Source organism: Acidovorax sp. AC410, assembly GCF_979253235.1.
In genome coordinates this window covers 3425418-3442183 of the sequence record NZ_CEEDCG010000001.1, presented here as the reverse complement: position 1 = coordinate 3442183, position 16766 = coordinate 3425418, and the positions used below count along the sequence as shown (strand labels likewise).

Below are 16766 nucleotides of genomic sequence, written 5' to 3'. Positions count from 1 at the left end.
GCTGCCAGCTAGCCCGGGTACTCCGTTCGCGATCGCCGATCTGCTCGAGGATCTGGCGTTCGCTGAGCGTGAAGTGCTTCTTCCTTCATGAGTGCAACGTTCGCCAGCATCGGATGGGCCCCTAGCGGCCCCATGTCGCCATCGAGCCCAGGCTCGCTTCGACGAGAAATCTCGTTTTCCACGGCTGGCCTAGCGATTCGAGCCTCGGGAGGGCGGGATGTCGTTGATAGCGTTTGGTCCGGCTTTGGTGAAGAAGTGCTCTAACCACTCGGTGTTGAATCTCGTGCAGCAGCCGAACTACGCAGCCGAGTAACGGGATGGCTTGTTGTCCGACAGGGTCACCTAGCGCCACTCATAAGAATCGATGTCCCAGATTCGTCAAAAGAGCCGCCCCATGCCGCATTCCATTTCCCTGACAGTCAACGACCGAACCCGCAGGTTCGACATCGAGCCATCGGTCACGTTGCTGGACCTCCTTCACGACAAGCTCGGCCTCACGGGGGTCAAGAAGGGTTGCGACCATGGCCAGTGCGGTGCTTGCACTGTGCTGGTCAATGGCGAGCGCATCAACTCCTGCCTGACCCTGGCTGTCATGCGGGATGGCTCCCAGGTGACCACCGTGGAGGGCCTTGCCAGGGACGGCCAATTGCACCCCTTGCAGCAGGCGTTCGTGGCGCATGACGCTTTCCAGTGCGGGTACTGCACGCCTGGCCAGCTGTGTTCCGCCGTGGGCCTGATGAAGGAGGGCCATGCCAGTACGCGCGACGAGGTGCGCGAACTCATGAGCGGCAACCTGTGCCGGTGCGGTGCGTATGTGCAGATTCTCAGCGCGGTGAGCGAAGTCGCATTGGGCGAGCGAGGAACGCAATGAAAGGCTTCACCTACTTGGCGGCCACAGACATGGCGCAGGCGCTGGCGGCGAGCCGCGAGGGCGCGTTCATTGCCGGGGGCACGAACCTGCTCGATTTGATGAAGGAGGGCGTGGCGCACCCGCGGACGCTCGTTGACATCAACCCGCTGCCGCTGAGCGCCATCGAGGAAACGCAGCACGGCGGGGTGTTGCTTGGCGCGCTGGCCCGCAACGCGGCCACCGCATACCATCCGCTGGTGCGCCACAGGTATCCCATGCTCTCGGCTGCCATCCTTTCGGGCGCGTCACCACAGATCCGCAACATGGCCACCGATGGGGGCAACCTGCTGCAGCGCACCAGGTGCTATTACTTCTACGACACCGGCACGCCCTGCAACAAGCGCGAGCCCGGCAGCGGCTGCTCGGCAATAGGCAACCTGGCGCGCCAGCACTCCATCCTGGGCGCTAGCTCTCAGTGCATCGCCACCCACCCTTCAGACATGTGCGTCGCGCTCGCTGCGCTGGACGCGGTGGTGCACGTCCAGTCCCCCACTGGTGCTAGAAGCATTCCATTCGCCGAGTTCCACCGGCTGCCCGGGGACCGTCCCGAAATCGACAACACCCTGCAACAGGGCGAGTTGATCACGCACATCGAGCTTCCCCCGTCCCCCCAGTTTGCCCGGCACAGCGCCTACCTCAAGATCAGGGAAAGAGCGTCGTACGCCTTCGCTCTCGTGTCGGTGGCTGCGGCACTTCACCTGGATGAGGGTGGCCGGATCGCCGAAGTACGAATCGCCGTCGGCGGCGTTGCGCACAAGCCCTGGCGCCAAACGCAGGCGGAGGCCTTGCTGCAGGGGAAAAAGCCCGAGCGCACGGTATTTTCCGAAGCGGGTGCGGCCCTGCTGGCTGGCGCGGTCCCGCAGGGCAGCGGACCCGGGAGCAACGCTTTCAAAATCCCCATGGCCCAGCGCGCCGTGGTGCGCGCCCTTGAAATGGCCCTGGCCGGGCAAACCAGCCTGTTGCCAGGCAGCACCGCGACAGGAGATGCCGCATGACATTTACGATCAATCAGAGTTCTCAGCAGCCCATGGCGGAAGCCGGAACGGGCTATGTCCAGATTGGAGACTCCATTTCGCGCACGGACGGGCGTGCCAAGGTCACGGGCCAAGCGCTGTATGCGGCAGACCACTTCGTGCAGGGCATGCTGTTTGGCGTGGTGGTGAACAGCACGATCACCCGGGGCCGCATTGCCCGCTTCGCGCTCGAACGCGCCATGGCCGTGGCGGGCGTGCGCGACATCCTGACGCATGAGAACCGGCCCAAAACCCGGTCCATGGACATCTTCTACAAGGACATGACGGCACCGGGTGGCTCGCCGTTCAAGCCCCTGCACAGCGATGCGATCCTCTACAGCGGGCAACCCATCGCCTTGGTGCTGGCGGAAACCTTCGAGGCAGCCCGCGAAGCCTCCCAGCTGGTGGAGGTCGAGTACGAAGTCGAAAAGCATGAAGCCGACCTGATGGCCGCGCTTCACCGGGCCCACGAGCCCAAGGGGTTCAAGGCCGGCTATGTGCCCCCACCCAAGCCCAAGGGGGATGCGGACGCCGCGTTTGCGGCGGCACCAGTGAAGATCGATGCGCAGTACTACAGCGGAGCCGAATACCACAACCCCATGGAGATGCACGCCACCACAGTGATCCGCGACGAGGAAGGGCACCTCACCATCTACGACAAGACGCAGGGATCGCAGAACAGCCGATGGGTGGTATCGCGTGTGTTTGGCCTGGGTAAGGACAAGGTCACGGTCAAGAATCCATTTGTCGGGGGTGCCTTCGGATCGGGACTGCGGCCGCAGTACAACCTCATCCTCGCGGTGATGGCTTCACTGCATACAGAGCGCTCCGTACGGCTCGTGCTGACCCGCCAGCAGATGTTCACCTTCGGGCATCGGCCGGAAACCGTGCAGCGAGTGCGGCTCGCCGCTGACCACGATGGAAAGCTCCAATCCGTCATCCACGAAGCGGTTGCAGAGACATCGCGCCTGGAAGACTACGTTGAAGTGGTCGTGAACTGGTCGGGCCAGTTGTACACGAGCGACAACGTTCGCCTGGAGTACAAGCTCGTCGACCTGGACCGCTACAGCCCCATCGACATGCGCGCACCCGGCGCCGCCCATGGGGTCCACGCGCTCGAAATCGCGATGGATGAACTCTCCTACGCACTCGGGATGGACCCCCTGGCGCTGCGGTTGAAGAACTATGCCGAGCGCGACCCGTCCAGGGACCTGCCACATTCCACCAAGGAGCTGAAGGCCTGCTATGCACAAGGCGCCGAGCGCTTCGGCTGGGCAAAACGCCCGCTGGAGCCACGCTCCATGCGGGAGGGCAACGAGTTGGTCGGCTGGGGCATGGCAACGGGTGTTTGGGATGCGATGCAGATGTTCGCCCGCGCCCGGGCAGTGCTCCACTCTGACGGCCGGCTTGAAGTAAGCAGCGCCGCGAGCGACATTGGCACGGGAACCTACACCGTCATGGCGCAGATTGCCGCCGCGGCACTTGGCCTGCCACTGGAGAACGTGACCTTCAAGCTCGGGGACTCCACCCTGCCGGTCGCGCCTATCGAGGGGGGCTCATCGCACGTGGCCACGGTGGGGTCGGCCGTGGAAGGCGTGTGTGAAAAGCTGCAAAAGAGGTTGTTCAAGATTGCGCGCGGCCTGGACGATTCGCCGTTTGCCAAGGCGCGCTTCGCAGACGTGGAGTTCTTTCGCAGTACCCTGCGCCTGAAGGGGGTAGCGGGAGCTCAGTTGCCCCTTTTGCAGATCCTGGCAGCTGCTGGCGGCGAGCCTCTGGAAGAGAAGTACCTGATGCTGCCGCACATGCTCAAGCAGCGCAAGTATTCCCGGGCAACCCATTCTGCTGTGTTCTGCGAGGTGCGGGTGGACGAAGAGCTGGGCACCGTCCGTGTGACACGCGTGGTAAGCGCCATCGCAGCTGGGCGCATCATCAGCGCGAAGACGGCCCGCAGCCAGATCTACGGCGGCGTGGTGTGGGGCATCAGCCAGGCTCTTCATGAGGAAGCGCATTCCGACAGTTCACTGGGTCGCTTCATGAACCACAGCTTTGCCGAATACCACATCCCGGTGCAGGCGGACATCCACGACATCGACGTCATCTTCGTCGATGAAGATGACCGGATCGTGAGCCGGCTCGGCGCCAAAGGGGTGGGTGAAATCGGCCAGGTGGGTGTCGCGGCAGCCATATCCAATGCCATCTTCCATGCCACCGGCAAACGCGTGCGAAGTACGCCCATGACGCCCGACAAGGTGATGCAACTAGAGAACGAGGGTAAGCGTCCAGGCAGCCATATGGATAGCGCTGTTCTCGCCGTTGACTAGCTCAGCCACGGTGCCGTCGTGGTAGTAGCAGCCGGGCACGCGGGCCAGCCGCTTGAACAAGGCTTTCAACGTTCCGCCGGCGCGGCACGCGAGCGTGGCCAGAGTGTTGTGGCTGGCGTCAAGCAACTACTCAGAGATGAGTATGTGGGGTGGAGCAGCTTCTTCGGCGTTGACCAACGAGGACGTGGAGCGCCGCTGGCGCCCCCAGCTCACGGCCTATAAAGTGCCGCGCAGATAGCGTTACGCGATCAGCTGCCCCAGTCGCCGGTGGTCAAGATATTCTGCAGCTGGGCAGGCAGATGCAGGCGGTGCGCCTGGCCGATTGAGCCATCGGTGCATGCTGGGTAAGCGGGCGAGCGCCATCCCCGCTTCATCCGGCGCGGTCTGCTCGACATCGACTGTGCACCCCTGGGTCGGCCACCCTGGTCTGCCTGCGCAGAAATTATCGGCAGTGGCGCGCCGCTGTCCATCATCAGTTCTGGGGACTGACAGTCGGGGTGAAAGCGTCTAGAGTGCAACCGCACCATGCATTGCCAGTGCACTGCCCGGCCCTGGGCTGCCTCGTTTCAGCATCCACCACGTCTAGGAGCCAGGGGACGGGCCTGTGTGCTGCCATTCTTGTTTTCCACCGTTCACTGCAAGACGCCTGTCTTGCCAACGAGGTACCCATGCTTTTTCCGTCTGTGCCGGGCATTTACCCCACATCCCCCACGCTGCGCAGGCACCCGGGCCTGTGGCTTGTGCGGCTTGCAGTGGTGTTGCTGTCGGGCTGGGTGCTGGCCCACGGCAGCCTGGCGGTTGCCGCTCCCGGCCCGCAGTCCATCACCTTCAACAATCCGGGCAATCAGAACTTCGGCACCACGCCCACCTTGACTGCCAATGCAACGTCGGGCCTTGCGGTCGAATTCAGCACGCCCACGCCAAGCGTGTGCACCATCACGCTGGGGGGCGTGTTGAACTTTGTCGCCGCAGGCAGTTGCACCGTCAACGCCGACCAGCCTGGCGAGGGGGCTTGGCTTGCAGCGTCCACCGTCAGCCAGACTTTCACGGTGCTGCCCATCACCCCCGGGGCACCCACATCGGTGGTGGCCACGGCGGGCGACACGCAGGCGGGCGTGGCCTTTGTGGCGCCGATCAATCTGGGAGGCTCGGCCATCACCGGCTATACCGTCACCGTCAGTCCACCTGATGTGGCGCCGGTGAGTGGCCCCTCGTCACCGGTCATCGTCGTGGGGTTGACCAATGGGCAGCTCTACACCTTCACCGTGATCGCCAACAACCTGGCCGGCCCGGGGATTGCGTCCGCACCCTCTGCGCCGATCAATCCCGCAGCGACGCAGACTATCACTTTTGCCGCGCCAGGGGCGCAGAACTTCGGCACCACCCCGACATTCAACGCCACGGCGGATTCGGGCCTGAACCCTGTATTCTCGTCATCCACTACGGGGGTGTGCACCATCACCACCTTGGGGGCGCTGACCTTCGTGACGGCAGGATCGTGCACCATCAACGCAGACCAGCCCGGCAATGGCACGTTCCTGCCAGCCGCGCAGGTCACCCGCACCTTCACGGTGAATGCGGTCGTCCCCGGGCCCCCCACGATGGGCAGCGCCACGGCGGGCAACGCGCGGGCAGTGGTGGCCTTTGCCGCCCCGGCGTTCACCGGCGGAGCGCCGATCACCGGCTACACGGTCACTGCGACCACCGTGCCCGGTGGCGCCACCAGCACGGCCACGGGCGCGGCGTCGCCCATCACGGTAACGGGCCTGTCCAACGGCACCACCTATGCCTTCAGGGTCGCCGCCATGAATTCCGCGGGAACGGGTGCACTGTCTGCGGCCAGCGCCAACGCCACGCCCGTCGCAGCGGATGAACCACCCGCCCCACCTGCCAAGGAAGATGTCACGCTGGCACCCGGCAGCAGCGGCACTTTGTCGACGCCCGGCAGCGCCACGCTGAGTGCGGGGTCGGCGTTGGCGGTGCAAGCCGCCGCGGCAGGCGGCTCCATCACGCCACCTTCTGCAGGCACTGCCACCGTGCGCCTGGGCGGGCAGGGAGGCAGCGTCACCCTGGCGCAGGCACTGGGTGGAGGCCGGGCGCTGGTGCTGGCGCCCGCTGCGGGCTCAGGCGCCATGGTGCTGGGACTGGCGTCAGGCAGTTTGTACATAGGCTCCATTGCAGGCACTGCTCCAGGCACCGCTACAGGCAGCGGCCAGGGCGGGCAGGTGCTGCTCGACGTGGGCGCGCCCGGGGCGGGCAGCACGGCCAGCGGGCGGCAAGCCGTTGCCGGGCCCGGTGGTGCGCGCATCCTGGCCGATCTCGCAGGCGATGGCAGCCTGACGGTGCAGGTGCTCGAAGGCAGCGTGCTCATCCCTTGCGCCGGGCCTTGCGTGAGCCCGGCGACCACCATCACCCTGCTGGCTGGCGAAAAAGCCCACGTCAACAGCCAGGGCCTGGTGCAGACGGTCACCTTGCTGCCCGCGCCGCTGCCCACGCCCGTGCCCGCCGGCCTGCAACTGCCCAGCGCGCCCGCAGACCTGAGCGGCACCACGCCAACGCGCACGCCGGGTGCATCGCTGCTGGCGCAAGCCAACGGCGCGCTGCAGGCGCTGTTCGGGGCCGCTGTCACAGGCCATGGCCAGCAGGCGCTGGGCAACGCGCTGTGGACGCTGCCTGACGGCAGCACCCTGGGACTGCTGCCGCTGGCCTTGCCGCATATCGACCTGAACACGCCCGACGGCGCCACGCTGCGGCCCGATGGCACGCTGGGCATCGCCTGGCGCGGTGTGGTGCAAACCTTCGGCCCCGCGCCGGTAGACCTGCACGCGGCACTGCAGGCATTGCAGGCGCTGGTGCCCGCGGCACAATTGAGGGTGGGCGCCACAGGCACATGGCGCATCGACGCATCCGCACCCGGCCCCAACGGCTTGGCCTTGGCTGTGCGCCCGGGCTGGCTGGCAAGTCCAGGGGGTGCGCCAACGCAGGCCCTGCGCTTCGAGCTGGATGCCGCTGGCCACCTGTGGCTGCTGCAAGCCAACGGGCTGCAGACCCCGGTGCTGCCCGCCTTGGCCGAACCCCGCGCGCTGCAGGCGCTGCTGGTAGGTGCCGACTCCCTGTTGCAATGGCAGGTAGGGCTGGACGGCACGGCCACGGGGCTGCTGCTGGGGCAGGCCTACCGGTTTTATCCGCAACCGGTACTCCATCGCGCAACGGGTGCAGAGGCTTTCTGGCTGGAGAGCATGCAGGGGCAACTGCTGCTGCATTTGCGCCTAGCCGATGGCCTGGTGCAGACGGTGGTCGTGCAGTTGCGGTGACAGAGATCATGCCGGCACCCGGATTGCCGGCATCCACCCGCTTCGCGTTGTGTCCCCTCATGCAGCGCTCTCGGGCAAGAGCGGCCCCTTGCGCCCGTGTGTACCAACCACGATCAGGTCTGCCTTCCATTCGCGAGCTTGAATGGCTATCGGTTCAGTTTGCCAATCCTTTGATGGGCGATAGACCTACAAAACAAAACCCCGCCACGCTTTCGTGCGGCGGGGTTTTCACTGTACTTACAACGCGGCTCTGAACGCGATGCACGCACGGCGGTTGGAATGTACCCAAAGCTTTTGGGATACAAAACCCCTTTGCCAGATTTCAGCCGATTTCAGCCGGTTGTCTTACATGCCGCTTTCAGCCCGGTATCCGGTAGCCGTCAACCAAGCACGCCATTCATGTCGTAGTCCACGATCCACCGTCATATGCAATAGATCACCAGCGTCAGGTTCAGCGTCTGGCGCCCTACACCGGGATTAAGTACCCGGGGAGGCCAGATGGATTCGGCGCTTGCCTGACCGTTTGGCCAACAGCATTGCCTCGTCGGCCTCCGCCACCAAGGCTTCAGCCTGGGTTCGCCCGTTGGCCAGGGCCACGCCAATGCTCATCCCCACGGCAACCATGACTTCGCCCCGAAGCGCCACCGGTGCCTCCACCGTCTGCATGAGGCGTTCGAGGATCGCCCGCCATTCCCCCTCAGCAACCGGTGCCAACAGCACCACGAATTCGTCGCCGCCTAGGCGGGCTGCGGAATCCGTGGCCCGGATGCATCGGACAATGCGCGCCGCGATTTCGATGAGCAGCTTGTCGCCTGCGTCATGGCCGTGCATGTCATTCACAGCCTTGAATCCATCCAGGTCAATGAAGCACACCGCAACCTGATACTTGAAACGCTCGGCCGCAGCCAGTGACTGCCTCATCCGGTCGATCAGCAGCAACCGGTTGGGCAACTGCGTGAGCGGGTCATGGAAAGCAACGTGGGAGATCTGGTCATGCGCACGCTTGGCTTCGGAGATGTCGACAGCCATCCAGAACGACTCGTCTGCCGAAAGTTGCACGCCGTTCAAGTCGACCCAGATGGCTTCGCCGTCCTTGCGCGCGAGACGCACGTTCTCTCTAAAATTGAAGCTGCCGCTCACCAGGAGCGTGCGCTCCGTGGCAATCAACTGGCGGTCATCTTCATCCACGCACAGGGTTTCGAGATCGACCCCGTACAGCTCGCCGTCGCTGTAGTCGAGCATGCGCTCGAAGACCGCGTTTTTCCAAATGATCTTTCCGCCGCGCAACTTGGCCATCCCTACGATGTCGCTGTTGAGCATAGCCGACTGGTCGCGCAGGAGTGCCTGCACCTGCTGCTGAGCCTCGTACTGCGCGGTGATGTCCACCGCGACGGTGCGGCTCATGCTGAATGTCCCATCGGCATCGCGGATGGCGGTGGAGTTGATGCGCACGTATCGCCGTCTTCCCGCCCTGGGATGCAACCAGACTTCGATTTCAGGTCCGTGCTGCTCGGCAGCGAGCGACACGAAGTGGTTCTTGAACACCTCCCGCCCGACCGGGTCGAGCACGTCCGAAAACCGGTTTCCTGCGGTCGCGAAGTCCGCTCCCATCCATTCGCTCGCGGCAGAGTTGGCGTGGACAAAGCGACCTTCCCCGTCGAGAGAAAAATAGCCGCAAGGCGCATGGTCATACAGGTCTCGCAGTTGCGCAGCCGCCTCCTCCACATCTTTGAGAAGTCGTTTTCTTTCGGTGATGTCCCTTGCCGACCCAAAGACCAGCAGGTGGCCATCGATTTCAACCGCTCGCCAGTGAAGGTCGACATCGATGATGCCGCCGTCCGAGCGCCGGTGCTGCACCTCCACGCGCTGCCGGTCTCCATCATGGATACTTGCCAGCCAGGCGTTGATGCGGGCTTCATCCTGGTTCACGTCCCAGCTCGAGATGTGCCGGCCCTGCAGTTGCTCCCGGGTGGTGCCGTGCATCTCGGCGAAGGAATCGCTCAACTCCAGTAACGTGCCAGCGTCATCGACGATGTGGATTCCGTCGCCTGCCACGCGAAACAGGGTCTGCGTGCGCCGGCTGTTGGATTCGAGCGCTGTAATGGCTCGCATTTCGCGTTTGCCGAACCTGAATACTGCAAACGTCGCTGCACAGCTGAGCACCCATACCAACAATGCCAGCGTCGACAAGGTTCGCATTTCGCCGCGCCACTGCTCAAAGAACGGCCCATTGTCAAACCCGGCAATGGTGAGCAGCGGCCACCCATTTACCTGGTGGTAGGCAACGGTGCGACTTTGCGCATCCACCTGGGAGGTTGCAAAAAAACTGCCCGCGGATGGGTTCTTTCCAATCGACTCCTTGAGCTCCGGTGTTACGCCCTGCGTGCCCACCTCTGCGGTGGCGGTGCTTCCAGGTGACAGCCAGGCAATCAGCTTCAAATCGGACGACCTGAGCGCGATCGCATCGTGCTGTCCCAGGTCGTATCGCTTGAAGATGTGCTTGAAGTGCTCGACGTTGATGCTTGCGTAGAGCACGCCCTTGAACTGACCCTCCCACGTCATCGGGCGGGCCACGATGAGGACCCAGTTGCCTGAGATGCGCGAGACCACAGGGCCCGAGACAATCGCGTTGCCGGAACTGGGCTTCTTGGCCCGCTGAAAGAAGTCGCGGTGGACCACGTCGGGCGGCTCAGAGGCATCGACGAGGTTTCCCCACCGGACAAGGCCGTGCTCGTCCGACAGCCGGAAGCCTTCGACTCCACTGAGCTCCCGGTGCGTCGATGCGAGGGTTTCGTTGATGTCGGCGTCGGACACTTGACCAAGGAACCGTGCACGCTGGAGGTCTTTGACCGAAATTCGCAATGCGGTATCGATCATGCCCAGTTCAGCTTCAAGACTGGCGCTTGCGATGCCGACTAGCCGCTCGGCCGCCGCTTTGGACTGCTCCTCGTGCGTTTCGCGCGAGGATGTGAGCACGTAAGCAACCATTACGGCCAGCAAAGCCCCCAGCACAACGTTGCCAAGGGTGAGCAGCGTTGCGAGCCGTCGACGCTGTTGCTCGGCATGTCTCAACGAAGATGCTGAGTTGGACGGCATGCGACGATGGTAGCGAGTTGATGCCAGCCCGAGTAAGGGTTTACCCCAATATCAATACGACAGATGGCGCAGTGGAGTGCATGGACTGCCAAAAAACGCATCGAACAAAACAGAGGCAGAGTACCAATCCGTGGATGTCCGCCCGCTTCAGCCCCCTTGTTGCCGAACTGCGCGCGTGATGGCGGCGATTCCTGCGCGCGATCCACAGGCGCACATCGTTTCCGCAGATCACGCGCACAACAGCGCTGCCCCAGCCATGTCAAAGCTTGGCCCGAAAGGAGGTCGCCGTGGTACGGTATTGCCAAAAAGCACCATCAATAGGTTCCTGCATTACTGGCACAGTTGTCTATGGGCGGTTACATCCGCTGCATCATCGGCAGTGTGATCGAGCTCCAGCAGCACCGGACTCAAGCCTCAGTATTCGAGCGAAGGCCGTCTTTGGCCTTCAATGTCGCGCGTCCAAAGCCAGTAACTTCAAGCACCAATGCTGCGCCGGGTTGGTCCACTTCGGGCAGCTGAGCCAAGATCATCCCGGCTGCGGCGAGGACGCGCACCTTGTCAATATCTACCTCACTCGCGACTTCGAGCGGAAGCGCTCCAGTCACGATTTCACGCAGCAATTCCAAAGGCATGACAAGACCCGTTAATTTTTCGCATCGTAGCAGGCGCCGTGCGCTGAAATTCAGTTCATGCAAATCGACCACTGATGCGGAGAAGACCAGGGACCCATGACACGCATGAGGGTTTATCTGCTGCGACCACCTCAACGCGCGCCTGATCTGGGTTGGCGGCATGGGTGGCGGCACGAGAGACGTTTAGGTGGGCGGCAAATGTACGCGCCGTTAACTCCGCCTGAGGATCGGAGGTTGGCGTCCCGACCGAAGTGGAACGCCAGGGTTCCAACGTGGCTTCAGCAAGCCTGGATATTGGAGTTACGTATGTGCCCTGTGCCCCGGGGTGGGGTCGCGGCTGGGGAGCTGGTAGCCCCGGTGAACTTGGGGAGCTCAACGAACTTTAGACTGAGAGCGTGACGTTTTGGCATCGTCAATATCTCGCACTCACGTCATCTAAAATTGCCCGTAAAGGCTTGACATCGCTACTTGTAGATGAACTGCCTTCATCAATTTCTTGACTTCCGTTGCTGCATAAAATGAAACGATTGCCTACCCTTGTTGAAGGTTTGGACGAGATACTCAACGGCGGCTTGTTTGAGGGCGGTGTTTATATCTTCGAGGGGCCGCCGGGGGTGGGCAAGACCACGCTGGCCAACCAAATCGCTTACACCCTGGCCCGGCGCGAGACGCGCACGCTGTACGTCACCATGCTGGCGGAATCACATGCGCGCATGCTGCAGCACATGGAGCAGCAGATCTTCTTTGATCAGCAAGAGGTTAGCGCTACAGTCTTCTACGTCAGCGGCTACCGTGAGCTGGAACAAGGCGGGTTGAAAGCCGTGGTCGGTCTACTGCGCGGCGAGCTCATGCGTCACCGCGCATCCTTGCTGGTGATAGACGGCTTGGTAGTTGACAACCTGGAGGTGATGGCCAGCGATTCGGTACGCCAATTCGTGCATGAACTGCAGAGTCTGGTGAGCGCGATGTCATGCACCTGCCTAGTGCTCACCACCGGCCATGGCAATGCCCTGAGTGCAGAGCAGACGATGGTCGATGGCATCTTCTCGTTCGAAGACCACGGCTTTCACTGGCGTGCGGAGCGCCGCATGCAGTTGCGCAAATTCCGGGGCAGCCAGGTCATCCGTGGTCAGCACACGTTCTGCATATCGACGCAGGGGCTGCAGTTCTTTCCCAGGCTCGAAAGCCTGCCGTTGGTCGATGCCCATGCAAGGCTGGGCAAGACCGCCATTTCGACGGGTTTGCCGGCGCTAGATGATGTCCTACACAGCAACGGAGTGTTCACCGGCAGTGCCTCGGTGGTCATCGGGCAAACTGGCACTGGTAAAACCACCTTTGCGTTAGCGTTTGCGGCTGCTTCAAGTGTTGGCGAACCCGGATTGGTGCTTTCATGCACCGAGCTGGCCGCCGATCTGCGTCGGCTCGGCTCTGAGATGGGCATAGGTGTGGAGGCGGCCGTCAGCGCTGGTGCACTGGTCATCAGAAATCTGGGCCATGAAGACGAGTCTATGGATGAGATGGGGCACAAGCTGCTGCGCTTGGTGGACGAGTTGAAGATTCGCCGCTTGGTGTTGGATGGGGTGGCTGGATTGGCCGACACGCTGGCGTTCCCTGAGCGCGGATACCGCTTTCTGGGACGTCTGTTGGTGGAACTCCGGCGCCGAGGCGTGACCTCTCTGTTCACGGTGGATCCGGATGCCCTGGCTGTGGCGGCCGGAACACCGCTGGCGGATGGCGTAAAGGGCTGGTTCGACAACGTTTTCAGCTTCGAGCCGGTGGCGGCCGTGGACAGGAAGGTGAACGAGCGCATTCTTTCGATCGCGAAGGTACGCGGCGGCGGGGCCGCCCAAGCCTCGGTGGACATTTTCGTTTCTCCGCCCCAGGCGGTTAGGCAGACAACTGTATAAAGAAAGACCATCGCGATGCATATGGTTCTGATCGTTGAGGACGAATATGGCAACGCCGAGATACTGCAGTTGCTGCTTGAGGCCGAGGGCTATCGGGTAGCAGTAGCATCCAATGGCAAGCAAGCGCTGGACATTTTGCGAGATGGCGAAAAGCCCGCTCTGATACTCTCCGACTTCATGATGCCGATCATGAACGGCGGCGAGTTTGGGCGGGCCATCCGGCAGGACGAAATGTTGGGTCAGATCCCATTCGTGTTCATGACCGGGACCAGCGAGGATGTGGTGCAACGAGTCTTTGATGCCTACGACGCATTCCTAGCCAAGCCCATCGAAGTCGATTCGTTGCTGCTGGTGGTGAAACGTCTCATTGAAGATGGTCGGCCGAATCAAGCTAGCAATGACAGGGTCGAAGAGTCAATTCGCAGCTTATTGAAGAGCGTCAAAGTTCTGAGTCGCGATTAAGTTGTTGCCATGGATGCCTTGGTGTGGGCCCATGGTGATCCTGGTGATCTTCCTTTGATATCCGGCTTGCTTCACTGCCGCCAGTCTCCGCCCCAAACTCAATGATGGCGGTCTTGAGCCGTCAGCGCTTGCATTTCTGCAACACGGAAGCGCGTCAGGGCAGTCCTGCACGCGCCGTCCTCGGTTACTTGAAAGAACCGCCGAGACTTGAACTCCGACCGACGTTGCAAATTTCAATTTTGATGCAGCCCTCCGGAGGAACCGCAGTCCGCTTTTATCCGATAACGGCCTCCACTCCGCAGAGCCACCGGTATCCTGGGGCGCAGGTTTGCGAGGTCCTCATTGGCAGACCTATTCGTGGTGCGGAGTTTTGATCCGGGGATCCCGAAGCACACCATGCATCACTGCTGTAGGACAACAACGCGTGACTAAAGAGTCATTCAGCAGTCGGGCAGTTCGCACCATTTACGGGCTATCCTGCCCGGTCCACAACGCGGAACCTTTGCGCCCGATGTCTAAACATCTGATCCCTGTCGTGATCATCGATGAGGACCTAGCCGACTTCAGTGGCCCGGCGCTCTCCGCCAGTTTGAAATCGAGGACTGGTGAAGTTTGGCAGGGTGCAAGGTGTAGCACGATCGTCGTCGGGGGGAATGCGACGCTGCGTGGAAAGACTTTGACTACGTGATGCCGAAGCTGCTGGATTACGAGCATTTCGACGTTCTTGTGGCCAAGCTGTGTTTGACTGTAGAACGCAGTCCCACGAATAGCTACAACGATGTCTCCTACCGACCAATCCGACGGCAATTTGAAGTAGAGGCAATGTGCTGGAGTTGATGTGGAAGCGCGCACGTATCCACATTGTTCGTTCCTGGCAATCTAGCTTCCAAAGCTGACCCTTGTGAGCTAGGCCGTAAGAATCTGCAGCTCAATTTGGCAAGGTAGCGGAATTGAGTTCGGTCCAATTCAAGGTTTTCTACTCGAAAGGTGTCATGTCAACAGCGGTTAGAAACAACGTCCGTGTTTCAGGCTCGGGCCCTGCGACGCTCTTCTTCGCCCATGGGTTTGGCTGCGACCAAAACATGTGGCGCCTCCTCGCCCCGGCATACGCAGACCGCTACAAGACAGTCTTGTTTGATCTGGTAGGAAGCGGAAGCTCAGACCTTACAGCGTTCGATCCTTCCAAGTACAGCACCCTACAAGGCTACGCTGACGACTTGGTTGAGATCGTCGAAGAGTTCAGTGATGGCCCAGCCATTCTCGTCGGTCACTCCGTCAGTGCGATGGTAGGCATCTTGGCTGACCTTGCTGCACCAGGAAAATTTGCGGCCCACGTCATGGTGGGCCCCTCTCCCTGCTACATCAACGACGGCGACTACATCGGTGGATTTTCACGCGAAGACATTGAGTCTCTTTTGGACACGCTGGAAAGCAACTACCTCGGCTGGTCCAGCACGATGGCGCCCGCGATCATGGGCAATCCAGAGCGGCCTGAGCTGGCCGAGGAACTGAGCAACAGCTTCTGCCGTACCGATCCTGAAATCGCCAAGCACTTTGCTCGTGTCACCTTCCTCTCGGACCACCGGGCTCAGCTGCAGCAGCTGACGACCCCCGCCCTGATTCTTCAATGCGACGAAGACATGATTGCGCCTGTCGCGGTAGGTGAGTACATGCACCGGATGCTGCCAAACAGCACGCTCAAAATCATCGAGAACGTGGGTCACTGTCCGCATTTGAGCCAGCCCAGTGCGAGCGCAGACGCTATCGATCAGTTCCTGGCGGAACATAGTCTTTGATGGAAGCAGTTGGCTCCAGTCCCGATTCCGATCCGCTGGAAGATCTCCCTTGCGGAGTGCTGACCACTGACTCGAAAGGCCTGATTCTTCAGGCGAATTCCACGTTTTGCGAATGGGCTGGATATGGATGCGATGAAGTAATCGGCGTGCGCCGCCTTCAGGACTTTCTGACCATGGGGGGTCGGCTTTTCTACCAGACCCACTTGGCGCCGTTATTGGTCATGCAGGGTTCCATCTCAGAGGTGAAACTTGATGTACTCCACAAAGACAGGAGCCACATCCCCATCGTCATCAACGCCAAGCGCCTCCTGCGCGACGGCGAATGGCTACTGAAGGTTGCCGCGTTCATCGCCCGCGATCGGGACAAGTATGAGCGTGAGCTTCTTCTTTCACGGAAGACACTTGAAGGCGCTGCAGCCGAAGCAACCCGCCTCAAGAAGCAGTCTGAGGATCGCGCGCTTTTCGCGGAGCAGATGATCGGCATCGTTAGCCATGATCTGCGCAATCCACTTTCTGCTATCCGTCTCGGAATGCAGCTATTGGACAGGCAAGGGGTAACGCCTCAACAGCGAGAAACGCTTGGTCGCGTAAATAGAGCAGTTGATCGAGCCCACCAATTGATCAAAGACCTCCTCGATTTCACCTCGGCACGTATAGGCTCTGGAATTGCTGTAAACCTCAAATCCTCAAATCTGCATGATGTGGTTGCCGATACCGTGGAAGAGCTGACACTGGCTTTTCCTGACCGGCGGATTGCTCATCTTCGCGAGGGAACGGGGAGCTGCGAGCTTGATGCCAACCGGATCGCCCAGGCACTTGCAAATCTGGTCAGCAACGCGGTCGCCTATGGGCAGGTCGCTACCGACATTACGGTGACTTCGGCAATGACTCCGAAGGGATGGTACGTTGAAGTGCACAACTGGGGTCATCCCATTGCTGACGGCGCAATGGAGAGATTATTCATGCCCATGGTGCGAGGCGTGGCGGAAGACAGCGGAAACAGAAACGTGGGCTTAGGACTGTTCATCGTCAACGAGATTGCGAAAGCCCATGGAGGAGTGATCGAGGTGACATCCACCGCAGCACTGGGGACTGCGTTCCGGCTGGCTTTCAACGACATGCCCAGGGATGCTTGAGTTCGAGCGTCTCACCCTTTGCACTGTCTGCCAGGAAGTCTCAGAGTCAAGGCCATTGAGGACGCAACCGCGCCGATAGACGAACCCAGCGTGCGTGGAAAGCCTGGTTTCGATCCACGGCAGGATGGCCGCAACACCCAGGAGAAAAAAGGTAAGCGGACGGTGAACTCATCTTGAGC

Annotated in this window: 9 protein-coding genes and 1 pseudogene; 8 read left to right on the top strand and 2 right to left on the bottom strand. The window is 61.4% G+C overall.

The annotated features are described in order from the left end of the window. Positions 1–394 precede the first annotated feature (394 nt). The 4 genes and pseudogenes from AC0IZS_RS16020 to AC0IZS_RS16005 all read left to right on the top strand — a co-directional run. A complete protein-coding gene (locus AC0IZS_RS16020; protein ID WP_200961091.1) occupies positions 395–871 on the top strand; it encodes a (2Fe-2S)-binding protein in 477 nt (158 codons plus the stop codon). After that, positions 868–1905 (top strand): FAD binding domain-containing protein, encoded by a 1038-nt coding sequence (locus tag AC0IZS_RS16015; RefSeq protein WP_057201350.1) that lies wholly within the window; start codon positions 868–870, stop codon positions 1903–1905. Before AC0IZS_RS16020 ends, AC0IZS_RS16015 begins: the two co-directional genes overlap by 4 nt. Then, the gene (locus tag AC0IZS_RS16010; RefSeq protein ID WP_471636504.1) at positions 1902–4244 is read left to right on the top strand and encodes a xanthine dehydrogenase family protein molybdopterin-binding subunit; all 2343 of its coding nucleotides are present in this window, start codon (positions 1902–1904) and stop codon (positions 4242–4244) included. The genes AC0IZS_RS16015 and AC0IZS_RS16010 overlap by 4 nt, the downstream gene beginning before the upstream one ends. A 668-nt stretch (positions 4245–4912) precedes the next feature. Then, positions 4913–6073, top strand: a pseudogene (locus AC0IZS_RS16005) (fibronectin type III domain-containing protein); the annotation flags it as partial. Positions 6074–8035: 1962 nt separating this feature from the next. Here AC0IZS_RS16005 and AC0IZS_RS16000 read toward each other — a convergent pair. After that, positions 8036–10654: a sensor domain-containing diguanylate cyclase gene (locus AC0IZS_RS16000; RefSeq protein ID WP_471636503.1), complete on the bottom strand. Its 2619-nt coding sequence runs from the start codon at positions 10652–10654 to the stop codon at positions 8036–8038. A gap of 407 nt (positions 10655–11061) precedes the next feature. After that, the gene (locus tag AC0IZS_RS15995) at positions 11062–11349 is read right to left on the bottom strand and encodes a hypothetical protein (RefSeq protein WP_471636502.1); all 288 of its coding nucleotides are present in this window, start codon (positions 11347–11349) and stop codon (positions 11062–11064) included. Positions 11350–11804: 455 nt separating this feature from the next. Here AC0IZS_RS15995 and AC0IZS_RS15990 point away from each other — a divergent pair, with 455 nt between their 5' ends. The 4 genes from AC0IZS_RS15990 to AC0IZS_RS15975 all read left to right on the top strand — a co-directional run bounded on the left by AC0IZS_RS15990 (position 11805) and on the right by AC0IZS_RS15975 (position 16587). Then, on the top strand, positions 11805–13193 hold the full coding sequence (locus AC0IZS_RS15990; RefSeq protein WP_471636501.1) for an RAD55 family ATPase: 1389 nt from the start codon (positions 11805–11807) through the stop codon (positions 13191–13193). A 15-nt stretch (positions 13194–13208) separates the two neighbouring features. Then, the gene (locus AC0IZS_RS15985) at positions 13209–13655 is read left to right on the top strand and encodes a response regulator (protein WP_471636500.1); all 447 of its coding nucleotides are present in this window, start codon (positions 13209–13211) and stop codon (positions 13653–13655) included. Between the two features lie 992 nt (positions 13656–14647). Next, positions 14648–15451: an alpha/beta fold hydrolase gene (locus tag AC0IZS_RS15980; protein WP_471636499.1), complete on the top strand. Its 804-nt coding sequence runs from the start codon at positions 14648–14650 to the stop codon at positions 15449–15451. After that, the gene (locus tag AC0IZS_RS15975) at positions 15451–16587 is read left to right on the top strand and encodes a PAS domain-containing sensor histidine kinase (protein ID WP_471636498.1); all 1137 of its coding nucleotides are present in this window, start codon (positions 15451–15453) and stop codon (positions 16585–16587) included. Before AC0IZS_RS15980 ends, AC0IZS_RS15975 begins: the two co-directional genes overlap by 1 nt. The last annotated feature ends 179 nt before the right edge of the window (positions 16588–16766 follow it).

Excerpts from the sequence above, each read along its gene's own strand:
- AC0IZS_RS16000 (WP_471636503.1), bottom strand. The coding sequence starts at position 10,654 with ATGCCGTCCAACTCAGCATCTTCGTTGAGACATGCCGAGCAACAGCGT.
- AC0IZS_RS15975 (WP_471636498.1), top strand. The coding sequence starts at position 15,451 with ATGGAAGCAGTTGGCTCCAGTCCCGATTCCGATCCGCTGGAAGATCTC.
- AC0IZS_RS16015 (WP_057201350.1), top strand. The coding sequence starts at position 868 with ATGAAAGGCTTCACCTACTTGGCGGCCACAGACATGGCGCAGGCGCTG.
- AC0IZS_RS16020 (WP_200961091.1), top strand. The coding sequence starts at position 395 with ATGCCGCATTCCATTTCCCTGACAGTCAACGACCGAACCCGCAGGTTC.
- AC0IZS_RS15980 (WP_471636499.1), top strand. The coding sequence starts at position 14,648 with ATGTCAACAGCGGTTAGAAACAACGTCCGTGTTTCAGGCTCGGGCCCT.
- AC0IZS_RS15990 (WP_471636501.1), top strand. The coding sequence starts at position 11,805 with ATGAAACGATTGCCTACCCTTGTTGAAGGTTTGGACGAGATACTCAAC.
- AC0IZS_RS16010 (WP_471636504.1), top strand. The coding sequence starts at position 1,902 with ATGACATTTACGATCAATCAGAGTTCTCAGCAGCCCATGGCGGAAGCC.
- AC0IZS_RS15985 (WP_471636500.1), top strand. The coding sequence starts at position 13,209 with ATGCATATGGTTCTGATCGTTGAGGACGAATATGGCAACGCCGAGATA.